The following is a 16,710-nucleotide window of genomic DNA, read 5'->3' as shown; positions in this document are numbered from 1 at the left end:
GCACGGCTGCATACCGACCCGCTGCCGTGTCCGGCCGGCGCCCGGGATCTGCGCCAGGGTTCCACGTGAATCCGGGCCCGGTCGGGGTGCGGCACCGGACGTCGTTACGCGAAGAGCCCTCGGACGTCGTCGGCCGTGAGCGCGCCGGAGGCCAGTGCCCCGTCGTCCACGACGCGGGAGAACAGCGCCTGCTTGCGGGCCTTGAGCTCCATCACCTTCTCCTCGATGGTGCCCACCGCCACCATCCGGTAGACGACCACGGGCTTGTCCTGGCCGATCCGGTGCGCACGGTCGACCGCCTGCGCCTCGGTGGCCGGGTTCCACCACGGGTCGAGCACGAAGACGTAGTCGGCCTCGGTGAGCGTCAGCCCGAAGCCGCCGGCCTTGAGGCTGATCAGGAACACCGGAGCGGTGCCGGTGCGCCACTGCTCGATCCGGGCGTCCCGGTCGCGGGTGTGGCCGTCCAGGTAGACCCACTCGATCCCCTCGGCGGTCAGCCGGTCGCGGATCGTGCGCAGGAAGCGGGTGAACTGGCTGAACACCAGCACCCGGTGCCCTTCGGCGACCACCTCGCGCAGGTTCTCCAGGAAGACCTCGGCCTTGCTGGAGCGCACGTCGGCGTACTCCGGTTCGACCAGCGCCGGGTCGAGGCTCAGCTGCCGCAGCAGCGTCAGCGACCGGAAGATCGTCATCCGGTTCTTCGACATGTCCTCGACCAGGCCGAGCACCTTGGTCCGTTCCCGCTGCAGGTGGGTCTGGTACAGCTTCTCGTGCCGCGGTTCGAGCACCACCTCGAGCACCTGCTCGGTCTTGGGCGGCAGGTCGGCGGCGACCACCTCCTTGGTGCGCCGCAGCACCAGCGGCCGGATCCGCCGGCGCAGCTGGGCCAGCCGTTCCGCGTCCCCCTCGCGCTCGACGGGGATGCGGTAGGTGTCGCTGAACCGCTGCGGGTCGGGGAACAGCCCCGGCGCGACGATCGACATGAGCGCCCACAGGTCCATCACGCTGTTCTCGAGCGGGGTGCCGGTGAGCGCGAGCTTGACCGGGGCCGGCAGCAGGCGGGCGCAGCGGTAGGTCCGCGCCCGGTGGTTCTTCACGAACTGCGCCTCGTCGAGGACCAGGCCCGACCAGGGCAGCTCGGCCCAGGACTCCTCGTCGATCCGGAACAGCGCGTACGAGGTGACGACGAGGTGCGCGCCGGCCACCTCCCGCCGCAGCGAGGTCCCCCTCTTGCGCTCGGTCTCGGTCACCGCGACAACCCGCAGCCCCGGGGCGAAGCGGGCGGCCTCCCGCACCCAGGTGTGCAGCACGCTGGTCGGCGCGACCACCAGCGCCGGGGCGCCGTCCAGCTCCCCGGCCTCGTGCGCGCGGCACAGCAGGGCGAGGGTCTGCAGCGTCTTGCCCAGGCCCATGTCGTCGGCCAGCACCCCGCCCAGCCGGTGCTCCCAGAGGAAGGCGAGCCAGCCGTAGCCCTCCCGCTGGTAGGGGCGCAGCTGCGCGTCCAGCCCGGCGGGCACCGGCGGCGGCTCGGCGGCTTCCAGGTCGAGCAGCCCGCGGACCTCGCGGGTCCAGCGCTCGCTCTGCTCCTCCACCACCCCGAGCCCGAGCAGCTGCTCCCACAGCCCGACCGCGTACCGGCTCACCTGCACGCCGTCCCCGGGCACGTCGCGCAGCTCCCGGGCCTCCTCGATGAGCAGCCGCAGCTGCTCGAACTCCGGCCGCGCCAGCGAGAACCAGGTGCCCGAGACCAGCGCCAGCCGGGTGCGCCCGGTCGCGAGCGCCTGGAACAGGGTCGCGAACGGCACCGGCTGGCCGTCGACGGTCACCGTGACCCCGAGGTCGAACCAGTCGGACTCGCCGGTGTCGCGGGCGGCGAAGCTGATCTGCGGCGCCGCGGTGCTCTGCCGGTAGTCCGGCGGGGTGCCCTCCACCGTCACCTCGACGTCCGGGTCGGCGCGCAGCGCCGGCAGCACCTCCGTGGTGAACTCCAGCGCCTCCACGCCGCTCAGCTCGGCGCGCTCGGCCAGCCGGCGCTGCGGCGTCCACAGCTCGGGCAGCCCCGCGACCGGGCCCGGGAGCGCCTCGACCAGCGCCTGCTCGGCGGCGAGGTCCCGGCCCGAGCCGGGTGCGCCGGGCTCCTCGAGGTCGAACGTCCGCTCGCCGTAGCCCACCGACCAGCGCACGCAGACGCTGCCGTCACCGGGGTAGCGGGCGGTGACCGCCAGCCGGGGTCGCGGGGTCTCCGGCAGCTCGACCGAGCCGTCGGCGGAGATGACCGGCACCGTGCGCCGCAGCCCCGGGTACCACTCCTGCAGGAACCGCTCCCGGTCACCCGCCGGGATGGCGATCGAGCCCCCGCGGGCCACCAGGCCGGCCAGAGCGGGCGGCGCCGGCCGGTCGAGCCGGGCCAGCACGAGGCCGGGGCCGTCTTCCGGCCGCCCGTCCACGGTCACCCCGTGCGGGGGCACCCCGAGGAACGACAGCGCGGCGGGATCGACCGGGCGGCCGTCGACCTGCAGGACGGCGGCCAGCTCGGTGCGGTCGCCGGCGTCCCGCAGGTCGACGGCGACGGTGGCGGGCTCGGCGGAGAGGACGACGGGCCGCGGCGGGCGGTCCGCCGTCACCAGCGGCACCCCGTCCGCGACGGCCTCGGCGAGCAGCCGCCACAGCCCCGAGCCGAACTCGTGCAGGTACACGTCGACCGGGGCGTAGGAGTAGTACTGGTTGCGCGCGGCCTGGTGGGTGGCGTGCAGCGCCCGCAGCGCCGCCAGGTGCGCCGGGTCCCAGCCGGCGCGCAGGTTGTCGTACTGGAGCTGCCGCCACGAGACACCGGTGCGCACCCACTGGCCCCGCTTGCCCGGGGTGACCGGCCGCAGCCGCACCAGGCGCTGCCGCGATCCCGGCGCGCCGATCGAGCCGCGTCCCCGACCGGGCTCCGGATCGATCAGCTCGAACTGCAGCCCCAGCGGCACGGTCGACCGCTCCGGCGGCTCGGCGGCGGCGACCAGGTCCGCGAGCTCCTCCTCCCACGTGCGCGAGCGCCGCCGGTCCGCGCGGTCGGCCGCGCCGGGCAGCCGCCCCCGCAGGGCCAGCAGGATCGCGACGGCGTGCTTGCAGTCCTCGCCGACCGGGCAGGTGCAGGCCCCGACCCAGCCGGTGCGGCTGCCCTCGGCCCGGACGACGGTGGTCCGGTACGGCATCGGCCCGTTGCCCTGCACCAGCGCGGACACCCGGCGGGCGTCGTCCGCGACCCGGACACCGAGCACGCTGCGGGTCACGTACGGGCGGGCGCGGTCGAGGACCTCGGTGCCGACCGCGTCGGCCAGTGCTGGGTCGGTGACCAGATCCTCCCAGCCGCCGAGCACCCGGACAGGCTACGGCGCGGCCCCGACAGACCGACCGGTCGCGACGACCCGGGTCGCCGAGGACCGGGTGCCGGCGCGAAGATCGGCCCATGACCGACCCCCGCGCCGGACAGCCCGCCCGGCCCAGCGACCTCGTCGACGTCGCCGCGCTGGTCACCGCCTACTACGCGCTGGAGCCCGACCCCGCCGATCCCGCGCAGCAGGTCGTGTTCGGCACCAGCGGTCACCGCGGTTCGAGCTTCGACGCCGCGTTCAACGAGGCGCACATCCTCGCCACCACGCAGGCCATCTGCGAGTACCGGGCCGCGCAGGGCTATGACGGGCCGCTGTTCCTCGGCCGGGACACCCACGGTCTTTCCGAGCCGGCCTGGACCAGCGCGCTGGAGGTGCTGGCCGCCAACGACGTGACGGTGCTGGTCGACGCCGCCGACCGGTACACCCCCACGCCAGCGGTCAGCCACGCCATCCTGACCGCCAACCGCGGCAGGACCTCGGGCCTGGCCGACGGCATCGTGGTCACCCCGTCGCACAACCCGCCCCGCGACGGCGGGTTCAAGTACAACCCGCCCAGCGGCGGGCCGGCCGACACCGACGCGACGACGACGATCGCCGACCGCGCCAACGAGCTGCTGCGCAGCGGGCTCAAGGAGGTCCGCCGCGTGCCGTTCGCCCGCGCCCGGGCCGCCGCCCGGGCGCACGAGTTCCTCGGCGACTACGTCGACGACCTGCCGGACGTGCTCGATCTCGACGCGGTCCGCGACGCCGGCGTCCGCATCGGCGCCGACCCCCTGGGCGGGGCCAGCGTCGACTACTGGGGCGCCATCGCCGAGCGGCACCGCCTCGACCTCACCGTCGTCAACGAGCTGGTCGACCCCACCTGGCGGTTCATGACCCTCGACTGGGACGGCAAGATCCGGATGGACTGCTCCTCGCCCTACGCCATGGCCTCGCTCATCGACAAGCGCGAGCAGTACCAGATCGCCACCGGCAACGACGCCGACGCCGACCGGCACGGCATCGTCACCCCCGACGCGGGGCTGATGAACCCCAACCACTTCCTCGCGGTCGCGATCTCCTACCTGTTCGCGCACCGGCCCGGCTGGGGCGAGGGCACCGCGGTCGGCAAGACGCTGGTGTCCAGCTCGCTGATCGACCGCGTGGTCGCCGGCATGGGCCGCCGGCTGGTCGAGGTGCCCGTCGGCTTCAAGTGGTTCGTGCCCGGGCTGCTCGACGGGTCGGTCGGGTTCGGCGGCGAGGAGTCGGCAGGGGCCTCCTTCCTGCGCCGCGACGGCAGCGTGTGGACGACGGACAAGGACGGCGTCCTGCTCGCGCTGCTGGCCGGCGAGATCCAGGCCGTCACCGGCCGCTCGCCGTCGGAGCTGCACGCCGAGCTCACCGCGCGGTACGGGGAGTCCGCCTACGCCCGCATCGACGCGCCGGCCACCCGCGAGCAGAAGGCGGCGCTCGGCAAGCTCTCCCCCGAGGCGGTCACCGCCACCGAGCTGGCCGGCGAGCCGATCACCGCCAAGCTCACCCGCGCACCGGGCAACGACGCGGCGATCGGCGGCCTCAAGGTCGTCACCGAGAACGCCTGGTTCGCGGCGAGGCCCTCCGGCACCGAGGACGTCTACAAGGTCTACGCCGAGTCCTTCCGGGGCCCCGACCACCTCGCGCAGGTGCAGGAGGAGGCGAAAGCCGTGGTGACGGCGGCACTGGGCGGCTGATGGCAGAAGTCGCGACTTCTGCCGGTGGTCAGCGGCGGCGGTCGGCCTTGTCGGCGTACATCGCGTCGTCGGCCTCGCGCACGACGCGCTCGTAGAACTCGTCGGGGTCCCCGCCGCCGGGGGCCGAGCCGATGCCGATGCTCATCCCGATGGTCATCGACAGGTCGCCGATCACCAGGGGGTCGGTGACCGTCGTCCGCACCCGGTCGGCCAGCACCTCGGCCTCGGGGCGCTCGGTGTTCTCGCAGACGATGGCGAACTCGTCGCCGCCCAGCCGGGCGGCGGTGTCGCTGGCCCGCAGCACCGAGGTGAGCCGGCCGGCGAAGGCGACCAGGACGGCGTCGCCCATCGGGTGGCCGTGCTCGTCGTTGACCGCCTTGAACCCGTCCAGGTCGATGATCAGCACGCAGGTCGGCGTGCGCTCGCGGTGCCCGCGGTCCAGCGCGTGCCGCAGCCGGTCGTGGAACAGGATGCGGTTGGGCAGCCCGGTCAGCGGGTCGTGCAGCGACCGGTGCACCAGCGCTGCCTCCAGCGCCTTCCGGTCGGTGATGTCCTCGACGATCATCACCAGGTGCGCCGGGCCGCCGTCCGGGGTCGCGGCGACCCACGCCGTCGCGATCTGCACCGGGACGGCGGTGGCGTCCTCCCGCAGGAACCGGCACTCGTGCCGCATCGGCCGGCCGGGGTGCCGGCCGAGGACCGCGTAGGCCTCCCGGGCGCCCTCGACGTCCTCGGGGTGGATGAGGTCGAACAGCGCCCGGCCCAGCAGGTCGGCGGGCGCGAGGCCGAGCAGGGTGGCGAGGGCGGCGTTCGCGTCGGTGACGACGCCGTCGGGGGTGCACAGCGCCACGCCCATCGGAGCGTTGGCGAAGGCGCTGCCCCGGTCCACCGGTGGGCGCGCGTCCACCAGCTCGGTCATGCCGGCACCCCCTCTCCTCCCCGCGCAGGTCATCCTGTGGATAACCAGTGTCCCCCGTACCCGTGCAGTTGATGCCGCAGTTGGGGTGCAGGATGCGAAGGGGACACGTGGGATGAGACTGGAGGGCGCTGTGAACGACTTCGACCTGGTGCTGCCCGCCGAGGTCGACATCCGCGAGGTCGGCATGCGCGACGGGCTGCAGCTGGAGGCGCCGGTCCCGCTCGGCGCCAAGCTGGAGATGCTGGAAGCGCTGGTCGCGACGGGGGTCCGCCGGATCGAGGCCACCTCGTTCGTCTCGCCGAAGGCGGTGCCGGCGCTGGCCGACGCCGACCAGGTCGCCGCCGAGCTGTCCCGCTGGGGCGACGTGCACTGGTCGGCGCTGGTGGCCAACCCCCGCGGCGCGTCGCGCGCGGTCGACTCCGGCGTGTCGAACCTCGAGTACGTGGTCTCGGCCTCCGACGGGCACAGCCGGGCCAACGCCGGGCGCAGCACCGCGGAGGCCGTCGGCGCAGTCGGCGAGATCGCCGCCCTGGCGCACGGCGCCGGCGGCTCGCTCGAGGTCATCATCGCCACCGCGTGGGACTGCCCGTTCGACGGGCGGACGCCGATCACCCGCACCGTCGACGTCGCCCGTGCCGCGGTCACGGCGGGCGCCGACCAGCTGTGCCTCGGCGACACCATCGGGACGACGACGCCGCTGCGGGTCGTGCAGCTGCTCGACGCGGTCCGCCGCGCCTGCCCGGGCATCGCCGTGGGCGTGCACTTCCACGACACCCGCGGCACCGGCCAGGCCAACGCGCTGGCCGCCGTCCAGGCCGGGGTGACCCAGCTCGACTCGTCCGTCGGCGGCCTCGGCGGCTGCCCCTTCGCGCCCGGGGCGAGCGGCAACATCGCCACCGAGGAGCTGGTCTACATGCTGGAGGAGTCCGGCGTCCGCACCGGCCTCGACCTCGACGCCGTCCTCGCCGCCGCGAAGGTCACCGAGCAGGCGGTCGGGCACGAGCTGCCCAGCTCGCTGTACCGGGCCGGCGGCCGGTCGGTGCCACGGACGGCGGCGGGCGCCGACCGATGACAGGCTGGTCCGTGTGACGGCTGCCGAACAGGACCCCGGAGCGGTCGATCCGCGCGTGATGCGCGACGTGCTCGGCCACTTCGCCTCCGGGGTCACCGTCGTCACCGCCGACACCGCGGACGGGCCGCTGGGCTTCACCTGCCAGTCGTTCAGCTCGCTGTCGCTCGATCCCCCGCTGGTCGCCTTCGCGCCGTCGCGCACCTCGACCACGTGGCCGCGACTGCGCGAGATCCGTCGGTTCTGCGTGAACGTGCTGGCCGAGGACCAGACGGCGGTGTCGCAGAAGTTCGCGCGCTCCGGTGGCGACAAGTTCACCGGCGTCGCCTGGACCCGCAGCCGGCACGGCTCACCGGTGCTCGAGGGCGTCGTGGCCTGGATCGACGGCGAGCTGTGGGCCGAGTACGAGGGCGGCGACCACACGATCGTCGTCGCCCGGGTGCTCGACCTCGGTGCCGATCCCACCCGTCGGCCGCTGCTGTTCCACCGCGGCAACTACGGGCTGCTCGACGTCACCCGCGCCGACGGCTGACGCTCACTCGAAGCGGACGGCCAGCAGCGCCACGTCGTCCCGCCCGTCGAGGCTGCCGCTCACCGCGACGTCGCACAGCAGGTCCGGATCGGCGTCCGGCGGGGCCGAGGCCAGCCGCGCACGCAGCTCCGCGATCCCCTCGTCCAGGTCCGTGCCGGGACGCTCGATCAGCCCGTCGGTGTAGGCCAGCAGCGTCGTGCCGGCCGGGATCTCGGCGGTCACCGTCGGCCGCACGGTGTCGCTGTCGACGCCGACCAGCAACCCGGTGACGTCGTCGCAGAGCTCGACCGTGCCGTCGGCGTACCGGACGAGCAGCGGCGGGTGACCGGCGTTGGCGACCTGCAGCCGCCACGGACCGCCCGGGTCCCTCGGGGGGACCGCGCGGGCGTAGACCAGCGTCGCCATCGGCGCCACGTGCAGGCCCTGCACGAGCCGGTCGACGCGGGCCAGCACCGCGGACGGGTCGTCGTCCTCGGCCTCCCACACGCAGGCGCGGATGAGCCCGCGCAGGTGACCCATCGCGGCGGCCGCGGCGACGTCGTGCCCGACGACGTCGCCGATGACCATGCCGATGGAGCCGTCGGGCAGCTCCAGCAGGTCGTAGAAGTCCCCGCCGACGTCGGCGGCGGTGGACGCGCTGATGTAGTGCGCCGCGGCGCGGATGCCGGGGATCTCGGGCAGCACCGGCAGCAGGGAGCGCTGCAGCGTGTCGGCGACCGTGTGCTCCTGCTGGTAGAGCCGCACGTTGTCCATGGCCAGCGCCGCGCGGCGGGCCAGGTCGTGGACCAGGTCGACGTCGTCCTGGCCGAAGGGGCGCTCCGCCGACGTCCGGACCAGCGCCATCGCGCCGAGGGTGCGTCGCCGCGCCGACATCGGCACGGTCAGCACCGATGCCCCGCCGAGCCGCTCGACGACCTCCCGCGCCGTCGGGGAGACGAAGATCTCCGCGCGGTTCTCGGGCGTGAGGTCCACCAGCACCGGCTGGGACGTCGCCAGGCTGCGGCGGCTCGGTGAGGCCGCGGGCAGGTGCAGGGCGTGGGTCGCGGCGAACGCGGCGAGCTCGGTCTCGAACCCGTCCTTGTGCCGGCCGACGGCGTCGCGGACCTCGCCGTAGGCGTCGACCAGGGTGAGCACGACCCAGTCGGCCAGGCCCGGGACGCAGATGTCGGCGAGCCGGCCGAGCAGCGTGGGCATGTCGAGCGTGCCCAGCAGCGCGCTGCTCGCCTCGGACATCAGCGCCAGCCGGTTCTGGGCTTGCTCGGCGCTCTCCTGCGCCCGCTCGGCGTCGGCGCGGGCCTGCTCGGCGATCGCGCGGGCGAGCTCCGCCTCCTGCCGGGCCGACTGCTCGGCCGCGAACGCCGCGGCCCGTTCGTGCTCGACACGCACCCGCTCGGTGACGTCGGTCTGCACGCCGACGAAGCTGACCAGCTCGCCCTCCCCGTCGAAGACGGGGCTGATCGACAGCTGGTTCCAGAAGGCGGTGCCGTCCTTGCGGTAGTTGAGCAGCGTGGTGGTGACCGTGCGCTGCTCGGCGAGGGCCGCCCGGATGCCGTCCACCGCGTCCGGGTCGGTCGCCGGCCCCTGCAGGAACCGGCAGTTGCGGCCGACGGCGTCGTCGTACTCGTACCCGGTCACCCGGGTGAACGACGGGTTGACCCACACCAGCGGGTTGTCCGGCTGGCGCGGGTCGGTGATGGTGAAGGTGATGTCCGTGGCGAGCACGGCCCGCTCGCGCAGCGCCTGCAGGTAGGCATCGGGGTCCTCGACGTTGTCCGCCACGTCGAGCTGCAGGAAGACCACCAGGGCCAGCTGCTGCTCGCTGCCGACCTGGGACAGCGGGAAGCCGGTGACCCACAGCAGCTGGTCGGACAGGCCGTCGTCCTGCCGGGCGCGGACCGGCTCGGAGCTGGTGCCGGGCAGGAGGCGGACCGCCTCGCCGGTGACCGGCTGGCCCTGCGCGACCAGGGAGAGCGGACTGGCCGTCCGGGCCAGGGGCTCCCCGGTGAGGTCGGTGAGCCCCGCCGAGGCGCCCCAGGTGTCGACGTCGACGGGCAGCGAGACGTTGCCGGCCAGCTCGACGGCGGCCACGTTGGCGTAGATGACCGAGCTGGCCTTCTGGTCGATGACCAGGACGGCGACCGGCACGTCGGCCAGGACGCCGGGCAGCGCCGTCGGGGCACCCGCGTCGCGGGCGTGCTCGGAGACCACCGCGCTCGCTTCGGCGACGATCCCCGGCACTGCGGGGTCGCGGTCGCGATTGGGCGGCACACAACCAATCTAACCGGGCGCTCGCGACGCGCACCACGGCCGGGATGCCCTCCCGGGCCTGCGGCTTTCCCCGAGCGGGAACGGCGCAGTCGCGTCGCTCGTGCCAGGAGGACAGGCTGAGTGGGGGAGGCAACGACCATGGGACTGCTCGACCGGCTCTTCAACCGGCGCGACCGGTACGACCGCTACGACGACCGGTACGACGACCGGTACGCCCGCTACGACGACCAGCCGTCCCGCCAGCGGGCCCGGACGCCGGACGAGCAGGCGATCGAGCGCTACCGCTACCTGCTGCGCACCGCCCCGCCGGACCAGATCGAGCAGGCGCACGCCGAGGCCTTCGCCCAGCTCACGCCGGACCAGCGGCGGCAGGTGCTCGAGCAGCTGTCGGCCGCGGGGGAGAACCCGCAGGCCGACGACCCGCGCAGCCTCGCGCGTGCGGCGACGCGGGCCGAGGTGCGCCGACCCGGCACTCTCGAGCGCGCGTTCGGCGGCTCCGGCCCCGGCTACGGCGGCGGGTACGGCGGCGGGTACGGCGGGCCGGGCTTCGGCAGCATCGTGGGCGGCAGCCTGCTGGGCACGATCGGCGGGCTGGTGATCGGCACCGCGGTCGCCGACGCGCTGTTCGACACCGGGCTGGGCGACGGCGGCCTGTTCGGCGGCGGCGACGAGGAGGCCTACGCGGCCGGCTACGACGAGGGTTACGCCGACGGCGGCTACGACGACGGCGGTGGCTTCGACGGCGGCGGCGACTTCGACGGCGGAGGGGACTTCTAGGCGGCGGGCTCGTCGTCGTCCGCGGCGAGCTCGGCCTGGTGCCGCAACCACAGCAGGCCCAGCACCGGCAGCACGAGCGGGACGAACCCGTAGCCCTTGCCGTACACCGACCAGACGGTGGCGTCGGGGAAGGCGGCCCGGTCGGTCAGCGACAGCGTGCCGACGACGAGCACGCCCACCAGCTCCACGGTGCAGGCGATCATCGCGGTCCGCCGTCCGCCCGGACCGCCGCGGACCAGCCCGATCGTGGCCACCACGTAGATCACCGCGGCGAGCGCCGACAGCAGGTAGGCGACCGGGGCCTCGGCGAAGTTCGTGGCCAGCTGCACGGCGGCGCGAGCCCCGGCGGCGAGGGCGAACAGGCCATACAGCCCGACCAGCACCCGGCCGGGGCCGGCCGCGGTGTCCGCCGGCTGCTCAGGCACCGGTGACGTTCCAGAGCTGGATGAGCCGCCAGTCCATGATGGCGACGACGACCGCGGCCACGACCAGCACCGTGCCGGCCCAGCGGGTGGGCTCGCTGCGCGCCCACAGCACGCCCGCGACCGGGACGAGGACCAGGCCGACCAGGTAGCCGAGGAAGGCGGCGGTCTCCTTCGGGTGGTGGCCGCCGATCAGCCCGGCGACGGCGACGACCGCCTGGACCAGCAGCAGCACCTCCAGCAGCGCGGCAGCGGCGAGGTGCAGCTGACCGGTCCGCCGCCCGGCCGCCGTGGAGACCACCCCGACGACGGCCAGCAGCCCCGCGGCCACCGTGACCAGGACGGCGAGCGTCGTCACGGGCGCGTCGGGAGATCGGCGGGCATGCCGCCATCCTCCCCGACCGTCGTCAGACCCCGGCGAGCACCCGATCGGCGATGTGCTCGCCGATGGCCAGCGCCGACGTCGCGGCCGGGGACGGCGCGTTCCGGACCGTGACCACCGGCCCGACCTGGTGGATCCGGAAGTCGTCGACCAGCGTGCCGTCCCGGTCGACCGCCTGCGCGCGCACGCCGGCCGGCGCCTTCACCACGTCGTCCGCGGTGACCTCCGGGACGTACTCCTGGGCCGCGGCCATGAACGCCTTCTTCGACAGCGAGCCGCGGAGCTCCTTCAGCCCCATCCGCCAGTGCCGCCGGGCGAGCGGCCGCATGCCGGGCCAGCCGACCGTCGCGGCGAGCTCACCCGGCCGCACGCGGCCCCAGGTGTAGCCCTCCCGGGCCAGCGCCAGGACGGCGTTCGGCCCGACGTCCACGCCGCCGCCGATCCGCCGCGTGAAGTGCACGCCCAGGAACGGGTAGCGCGGATCGGGCACCGGGTAGATCAGCCCGCGGACCAGGTGCTCGCGCTCGGGCACCAGCCGGTAGTACTCGCCGCGGAAGGGCACGATCGCCGGGCCCTTCTCGTCCCCGGCCAGCCGCGCGACGCGGTCGGTCTGCAGCCCGGCGCAGACGACCAGCCGGTCGACGGCGAACGCCTCGTCGGCGGAGCACACCACCACCTCGCCGCCCAGCTCGCGGCGCAGCCCGGTGACCTCGAAGCCCAGCCGGACCTCGTGCCCCGTCGCCGCCAGCGCCTCGGCCATGGCCCGCGCGACCGCCCGGTAGTCGACGATCGCGGTGTGCGGCGAGTGCAGCGCCGCCGCGCCCACCGCCGCCGGCTCGATCTCGGTCAGCTCGGCACCGGAGAGCCACCGCACGCCGGGGACGCCGTTCTCGGCCGCCCGGCGCTCGATCTCGCGCAGCTTCGGCAGCTCGTCGTCGTTCCGCGCCACGACGAGCTTGCCGCACTCGTCGTAGGCGATGCCGTGCTCGTCGCAGAACTCGCGCAGCAGGCCGCGGCCGCGGGTGCACAGCCGCGCCTTGAGCGAGCCGGGCGCGTAGTAGATCCCGGCGTGGACGACGCCGCTGTTGTGGCCGGTCTGGTGGACGGCGACGTCGGACTCCTTGTCCACCACCGTGATCTGCGCGTCCGGCCGCAGCTGCGCGAGCCGTCGCGCGACCGCCAGCCCCACGATGCCGGCCCCGATGACCCCGATCCGTTCCTCGCCCGGCGTTGGCACCCGTCCAGTTTCTCCTACCAACCGGTAACCCCTGCGGCGGTCGCTCGTTCAGACAGGCCACACAGAGCCGTGTTTCGCACCTGACCCGAGGAGCGTCTTTGAGCCGGTCCCGCCGAGCGCTGGGAGTGGGGAGCGTGGCGGCCGTCGTCGCCGCCGTCTTCGCCGTCTCCCCCGCACAGGCCGCCCCCGCCACCCCGTCCCTGGCGCCCGTCCAGGCCTTCCTGTCCCACCAGCTGTCCACGCTGGCCGCCGCGACGCCGACCACCGTGCTCGTGCACGGCACGGACATCGCCGCCGCCCGCTCGGCCGTGCAGGCGACGGGCATGCGGTCGATCACCGAGTTCGAGAAGATCGGCGTCGTCGTCGCCTCGGGCACCGGCAGCCAGGTCCAGGCCGCCCGCAGCCAGCCGGGCGTGACCTACCTCGAGGGCAACAGCCCGATCGAGTTCTTCGACCAGACCTCCAACACCGCCACCCGCGGCGCGGAGGCGGTCAGCACGCTCACCGGCGCGAACGGGCAGCCGCTGGACGGCAGCGGGGTCTCGGTGGCGGTCATCGACTCCGGCGTCGACCCGACCCACCCGTTCCTGCAGAACAGCGACGGCACCAGCGCCGTCGTCGCCAGCTACAAGAGCGTCTGCCTCGACGAGTCCAACACCAGCAGCGACTGCGTGGTCCAGGTGCCGAACTCCCTCGACACCGACACGATCTCCGGCGGCGGTCACGGCACGCACGTCAACGGCATCGTCGCGGGGCGGCCGACCACGCTGACCGACGGGACGCAGCTGCAGGGTGCCGCGCCCGGCGCGAGCCTCGTGGACATCTCCACCGGCGCGGTGCTGCTGATCGTGGGCGCCGACTCCGCGCTCAACTGGGTCCTCGAGCACCACGACGCGCCCTGCGGCGCCGGCGTCCCGGCGAGCACCTGCCCGCCGATCAAGGTCACCAACAACTCCTACGGCCCCACCGGCGGCGGCGCGTTCGACCCGAACTCGGCCACCGTCAAGCTGCAGGACGCGCTGGCGGCCGAGGGCGTCGTCACCGTCTGGGCCGCCGGCAACGACGGGGGCGACGGCTCGTCGTCCCTGACCAACCCGCCCGGCCAGGACCCGACCGGCGGCATCATCTCGGTCGCCTCCTACTTCGACCAGGACACCGGCACCCGCGACGGCACGGTGAGCGACTACTCCTCGCGCGGCGACTCGGCCGACCCGTCGACCTGGCCGGACATCTCCGCCCCGGGCGAGAACATCACCAGCTCCTGCCGGGTGTACCTGCCGATCTGCTCCACCGGGCTGGCACCGCAGAACGGGCCCGGGCCGCTGGACATCGGCACGTTCAACACGATCAGCGGCACCTCGATGGCGGCCCCGCACATCGCCGGCATCGTGGCGCAGCTCTTCCAGGCCGACCCGTCCGCGACCGCCGCGGAGATCGAGGCGGCGCTGAAGGGCAGCGCGTACCAGTACTCGAACGGGGCGGCCTACCGGTCGGTCGGCGGCTACTCGACCTCGTTCGACAAGGGCACCGGCCTGGTCGACGTCGTCGCCGCCGTCGACCGCCTCCGCGGCTGACGCCGGCACCGAGCGGTGATCAGGTGACCTGATCAACGGCTGTCCTCCTGCACCAACGCTGCTGCGGGAGGACAGCCTTCGATCAGGGAACCTGATCACCGGCGTTCCACGTGGAACAGGTGAACCGGCTGGTCGGGCGGCTGCGAATGCCCGCCATGCAGCCGGACGACGTGGCCCCCGACTTCGAGCTCCCCGACCAGTTCGGCATCCCGCGCAGCCTCTCGGATCTCCTGCGCAACGGGCCGGTGGCGATCTTCTTCTACCCGCTGGCCGGCAGCGGCGGCTGCACCAAGGAGATGTGCGGCGTCCGGGACCGCACGGCCGACTTCACCTCCCTCGGCGCCCAGCCCATCGGGATCAGCCGGGACAGCGTCGAGCGGCAACGCGCGTTCGCCGAGCAGGAAGGGTTCGACTTCCCGCTGCTCTCGGACGCCGACGGCGCGGTCTGCGCCGCCTACGGGGTGAGCCGCTCGATCGCCGCCGCTCCGGTGAGGCGGCACACCGTGGTCGTCGGCGCGAACGGGCGGGTGACCGAGGTGGTCCGCAGCGAGTTCCGGTTCGGCCGGCACGCGGCCAAGGCCCTCGCCGCGCTGGACCGCCCGATGTGATCTCGGTCGTCCGGAGGCATGCCGGCGCGGAAGCCGGTTAGATCAGAACGCATGTGCGGCCTCTCCGGCGAGATCACCTTCGACGGCTCCCTGGCCGATACCGCGGCCGTGGACCGCATGGTCTGCGCGCTCGTGCCCCGCGGGCCGGACGGGCAGGGCGCCTGGAGCTCCGGCCGGGTCGCCCTCGGCCACCGGCGGCTGTCGGTGATCGACCTCTCCCCGCACGGGGCCCAGCCGATGGTCGACAACGAGCTCGGCCTGACCGCCGTCTTCAACGGCTGCATCTACGACTACCAGGAGCTGCGCGCCGAGCTGGAGGGCCACGGCTACCGGTTCTTCTCCACCAGCGACACCGAGGTCCTGATCAAGGGCTACCACCACTGGGGCACCGACGTCGTCGACCACCTGCACGGCATGTTCGCCGTGGTGATCCACGAGCGCGACACCGGCCGGGTGGTCATGGCCCGCGACCGGCTGGGCATCAAGCCGCTCTACCTGGCCGAGACGCCGGACCGGTTGCGCTTCGCCTCCTCGCTGCCGGCGCTGCTCCGCGGCGGCGACGTCGACACCTCGATCGACCCCGTCGCCCTGCACCACTACCTGACCTGGCACGCCGTCGTCCCCGCGCCGCACACGATCCTGGCCGGCGTCCGCAAGCTCCCGCCCGCCACCGTCCGGGTGATCGAGGCCGACGGCACCAGCCGCGAGCACCGCTACTGGCAGCCGCGGTACGAGCGCCGTCCCGAGCACGAGGGCTGGTCGGCCTGCGACTGGGAGGACGCGATCGAGGAGGCGCTGCGGGTCGCCGTCCGGCGCCGGCTGGTCGCCGACATCCCGGTCGGCGTGCTGCTCTCCGGTGGCCTCGACTCGAGCCTCATCGTCGGCCTGCTCGCGCAGGAGGGGCAGACCGGGCTGGCCACGTTCAGCATCGGCTTCGAGGCGGTGGCCGGGCGAGCGGGCGACGAGTTCCGCTACTCCGACGTCATCGCCGAGCACTTCGGCACCGACCACCACCGCATCCGGGTCTCCTCCGACGAGCTCGCCGGCGCGCTCGACCACGCCATCGGCGCCATGAGCGAGCCCATGGTCAGCCACGACGTCGTCGCCTTCGACCTGCTCAGCGAGCGGGTGAGCCAGTCGATCAAGGTGGTCCAGTCCGGGCAGGGCGCCGACGAGGTGTTCGCCGGCTACCACTGGTACCCGCCGCTGGCCGGGCTCTCGCCCGAGCAGGGCGTCGCGGCCTACGCCGAGCGCTTCTTCGACCGGGACGACGACGACATGGCCCGGCTGGTCACCGACCGGTACCGGGCCGACGGCGACCCGTCGCTGGCGTTCGTGCGCCGGCACATGCTCGCCGACGGCGCCGGGACGGCGGTGGACGCCGCGCTGCGCCTGGACAGCGAGGTGATGCTCGTCGACGACCCGGTCAAGCGCGTGGACAACATGTCCATGGCGTGGGGGCTGGAGGCCCGCGTGCCGTTCCTCGACCACGACCTGGTCGAGCTGGCCGCGGCCTGCCCGCCGGAGCTCAAGCTCGCCGACGGCGGCAAGGGCGTGCTCAAGGCGATCGGCCGCCGGATCATCCCGGCGGAGGTGATCGACCGGCCGAAGGGCTACTTCCCGGTCCCGGCGATCACCCACCTCGAGGGCAAGGTGCTCGACATGGTCCGCGACGCGCTGTGCGGGCAGGCGGCGCGCGAGCGCGGGCTGTTCCGCCCCGAGTACGTCGACGCCCTGCTGGCCGACCCGAACGGGGAGCTGACCCCGCTCAAGGGCAACAAGCTGTGGCAGCTGGGCCTGCTGGAGCTGTGGCTGCAGACCCACGGGGTCTGA

13 protein-coding genes are annotated in these 16,710 nt (G+C 74.1%); 7 read left to right on the top strand and 6 right to left on the bottom strand.

The genetic code is table 11. The features are described from left to right. Nucleotides 1-104: 104 nt before the first annotated feature. Nucleotides 105-3,365, bottom strand: a complete 3,261-nt coding sequence (locus GGQ55_RS08280; RefSeq protein ID WP_179715968.1) for a DEAD/DEAH box helicase — start codon at nt 3,363-3,365, stop codon at nt 105-107. A gap of 89 nt (nt 3,366-3,454) precedes the next feature. Here GGQ55_RS08280 and pgm point away from each other — a divergent pair, with 89 nt between their 5' ends. Beyond that, the gene (gene pgm / locus GGQ55_RS08275) at nt 3,455-5,089 is read left to right on the top strand and encodes a phosphoglucomutase (alpha-D-glucose-1,6-bisphosphate-dependent) (RefSeq protein ID WP_179715967.1); all 1,635 of its coding nucleotides are present in this window, start codon (nt 3,455-3,457) and stop codon (nt 5,087-5,089) included. Nucleotides 5,090-5,117: 28 nt separating this feature from the next. On the opposite strand, the gene GGQ55_RS08270 is transcribed toward pgm, so the two are convergent. Then, nucleotides 5,118-6,008 (bottom strand): sensor domain-containing diguanylate cyclase, encoded by an 891-nt coding sequence (locus GGQ55_RS08270; protein WP_179715966.1) that lies wholly within the window; start codon nt 6,006-6,008, stop codon nt 5,118-5,120. A gap of 130 nt (nt 6,009-6,138) precedes the next feature. On the opposite strand from GGQ55_RS08270, the gene GGQ55_RS08265 reads away from it, so the two are divergent. Both GGQ55_RS08265 and GGQ55_RS08260 read left to right on the top strand, forming a co-directional pair. Continuing rightward, nucleotides 6,139-7,080 carry a hydroxymethylglutaryl-CoA lyase gene (locus tag GGQ55_RS08265; RefSeq protein ID WP_366489004.1) on the top strand — a complete coding sequence of 314 codons (942 nt, stop codon included), beginning with the start codon at nt 6,139-6,141 and terminating at the stop codon, nt 7,078-7,080. A gap of 13 nt (nt 7,081-7,093) precedes the next feature. Continuing rightward, the gene (locus tag GGQ55_RS08260; protein WP_366489003.1) at nt 7,094-7,609 is read left to right on the top strand and encodes a flavin reductase family protein; all 516 of its coding nucleotides are present in this window, start codon (nt 7,094-7,096) and stop codon (nt 7,607-7,609) included. Nucleotides 7,610-7,612: 3 nt separating this feature from the next. Here GGQ55_RS08260 and GGQ55_RS08255 read toward each other — a convergent pair whose 3' ends face one another. Further along, nucleotides 7,613-9,877, bottom strand: a complete 2,265-nt coding sequence (locus GGQ55_RS08255) for a SpoIIE family protein phosphatase (protein ID WP_366489002.1) — start codon at nt 9,875-9,877, stop codon at nt 7,613-7,615. A 138-nt stretch (nt 9,878-10,015) separates the two neighbouring features. Here GGQ55_RS08255 and GGQ55_RS08250 point away from each other — a divergent pair, with 138 nt between their 5' ends. After that, on the top strand, nt 10,016-10,654 hold the full coding sequence (locus GGQ55_RS08250) for a hypothetical protein (protein ID WP_179715964.1): 639 nt from the start codon (nt 10,016-10,018) through the stop codon (nt 10,652-10,654). Here the strand turns inward: GGQ55_RS08250 and GGQ55_RS08245 are convergent. The 3 genes from GGQ55_RS08245 to lhgO are packed head-to-tail and all read right to left on the bottom strand — an operon-like array spanning nt 10,651 to nt 12,695. Next, complete coding sequence (locus tag GGQ55_RS08245) at nt 10,651-11,079, bottom strand: hypothetical protein (RefSeq protein ID WP_179715963.1); 429 nt, start codon at nt 11,077-11,079, stop codon at nt 10,651-10,653. The two genes, GGQ55_RS08250 and GGQ55_RS08245, sit on opposite strands and share 4 nt — an antisense overlap. Continuing rightward, complete coding sequence (locus GGQ55_RS08240; RefSeq protein WP_179715962.1) at nt 11,072-11,434, bottom strand: hypothetical protein; 363 nt, start codon at nt 11,432-11,434, stop codon at nt 11,072-11,074. The genes GGQ55_RS08245 and GGQ55_RS08240 overlap by 8 nt, the downstream gene beginning before the upstream one ends. Nucleotides 11,435-11,483: 49 nt before the next feature. Beyond that, the gene (lhgO, locus tag GGQ55_RS08235) at nt 11,484-12,695 is read right to left on the bottom strand and encodes an L-2-hydroxyglutarate oxidase (protein WP_366489001.1); all 1,212 of its coding nucleotides are present in this window, start codon (nt 12,693-12,695) and stop codon (nt 11,484-11,486) included. Between the two features lie 134 nt (nt 12,696-12,829). On the opposite strand from lhgO, the gene GGQ55_RS08230 reads away from it, so the two are divergent. The 3 genes from GGQ55_RS08230 (at nt 12,830) to GGQ55_RS08220 (ending at nt 16,710) form a co-directional block, all read left to right on the top strand. Further along, nucleotides 12,830-14,269 (top strand): S8 family serine peptidase, encoded by a 1,440-nt coding sequence (locus tag GGQ55_RS08230; RefSeq protein WP_366489000.1) that lies wholly within the window; start codon nt 12,830-12,832, stop codon nt 14,267-14,269. Between the two features lie 110 nt (nt 14,270-14,379). After that, a complete protein-coding gene (locus tag GGQ55_RS08225; RefSeq protein WP_366488999.1) occupies nt 14,380-14,877 on the top strand; it encodes a peroxiredoxin in 498 nt (165 codons plus the stop codon). Between the two features lie 51 nt (nt 14,878-14,928). Continuing rightward, complete coding sequence (locus GGQ55_RS08220; protein ID WP_179715960.1) at nt 14,929-16,710, top strand: N-acetylglutaminylglutamine amidotransferase; 1,782 nt, start codon at nt 14,929-14,931, stop codon at nt 16,708-16,710.

The sequence above is a fragment of the Petropleomorpha daqingensis genome, from assembly GCF_013408985.1.
In the GTDB taxonomy this organism is placed as follows: domain Bacteria; phylum Actinomycetota; class Actinomycetes; order Mycobacteriales; family Geodermatophilaceae; genus Petropleomorpha; species Petropleomorpha daqingensis.
Note: the sequence above shows the minus strand (reverse complement) of the source record. Positions and strands in the feature narration are given on the sequence as shown.

What these genes read in the sequence shown, in the direction of transcription:
- GGQ55_RS08250 (WP_179715964.1), top strand. Translation starts at nt 10,016, where the DNA reads ATGGGACTGCTCGACCGGCTCTTCAACCGGCGCGACCGGTACGACCGC.
- pgm (WP_179715967.1), top strand. Translation starts at nt 3,455, where the DNA reads ATGACCGACCCCCGCGCCGGACAGCCCGCCCGGCCCAGCGACCTCGTC.
- GGQ55_RS08270 (WP_179715966.1), bottom strand. Translation starts at nt 6,008, where the DNA reads ATGACCGAGCTGGTGGACGCGCGCCCACCGGTGGACCGGGGCAGCGCC.
- GGQ55_RS08220 (WP_179715960.1), top strand. Translation starts at nt 14,929, where the DNA reads ATGTGCGGCCTCTCCGGCGAGATCACCTTCGACGGCTCCCTGGCCGAT.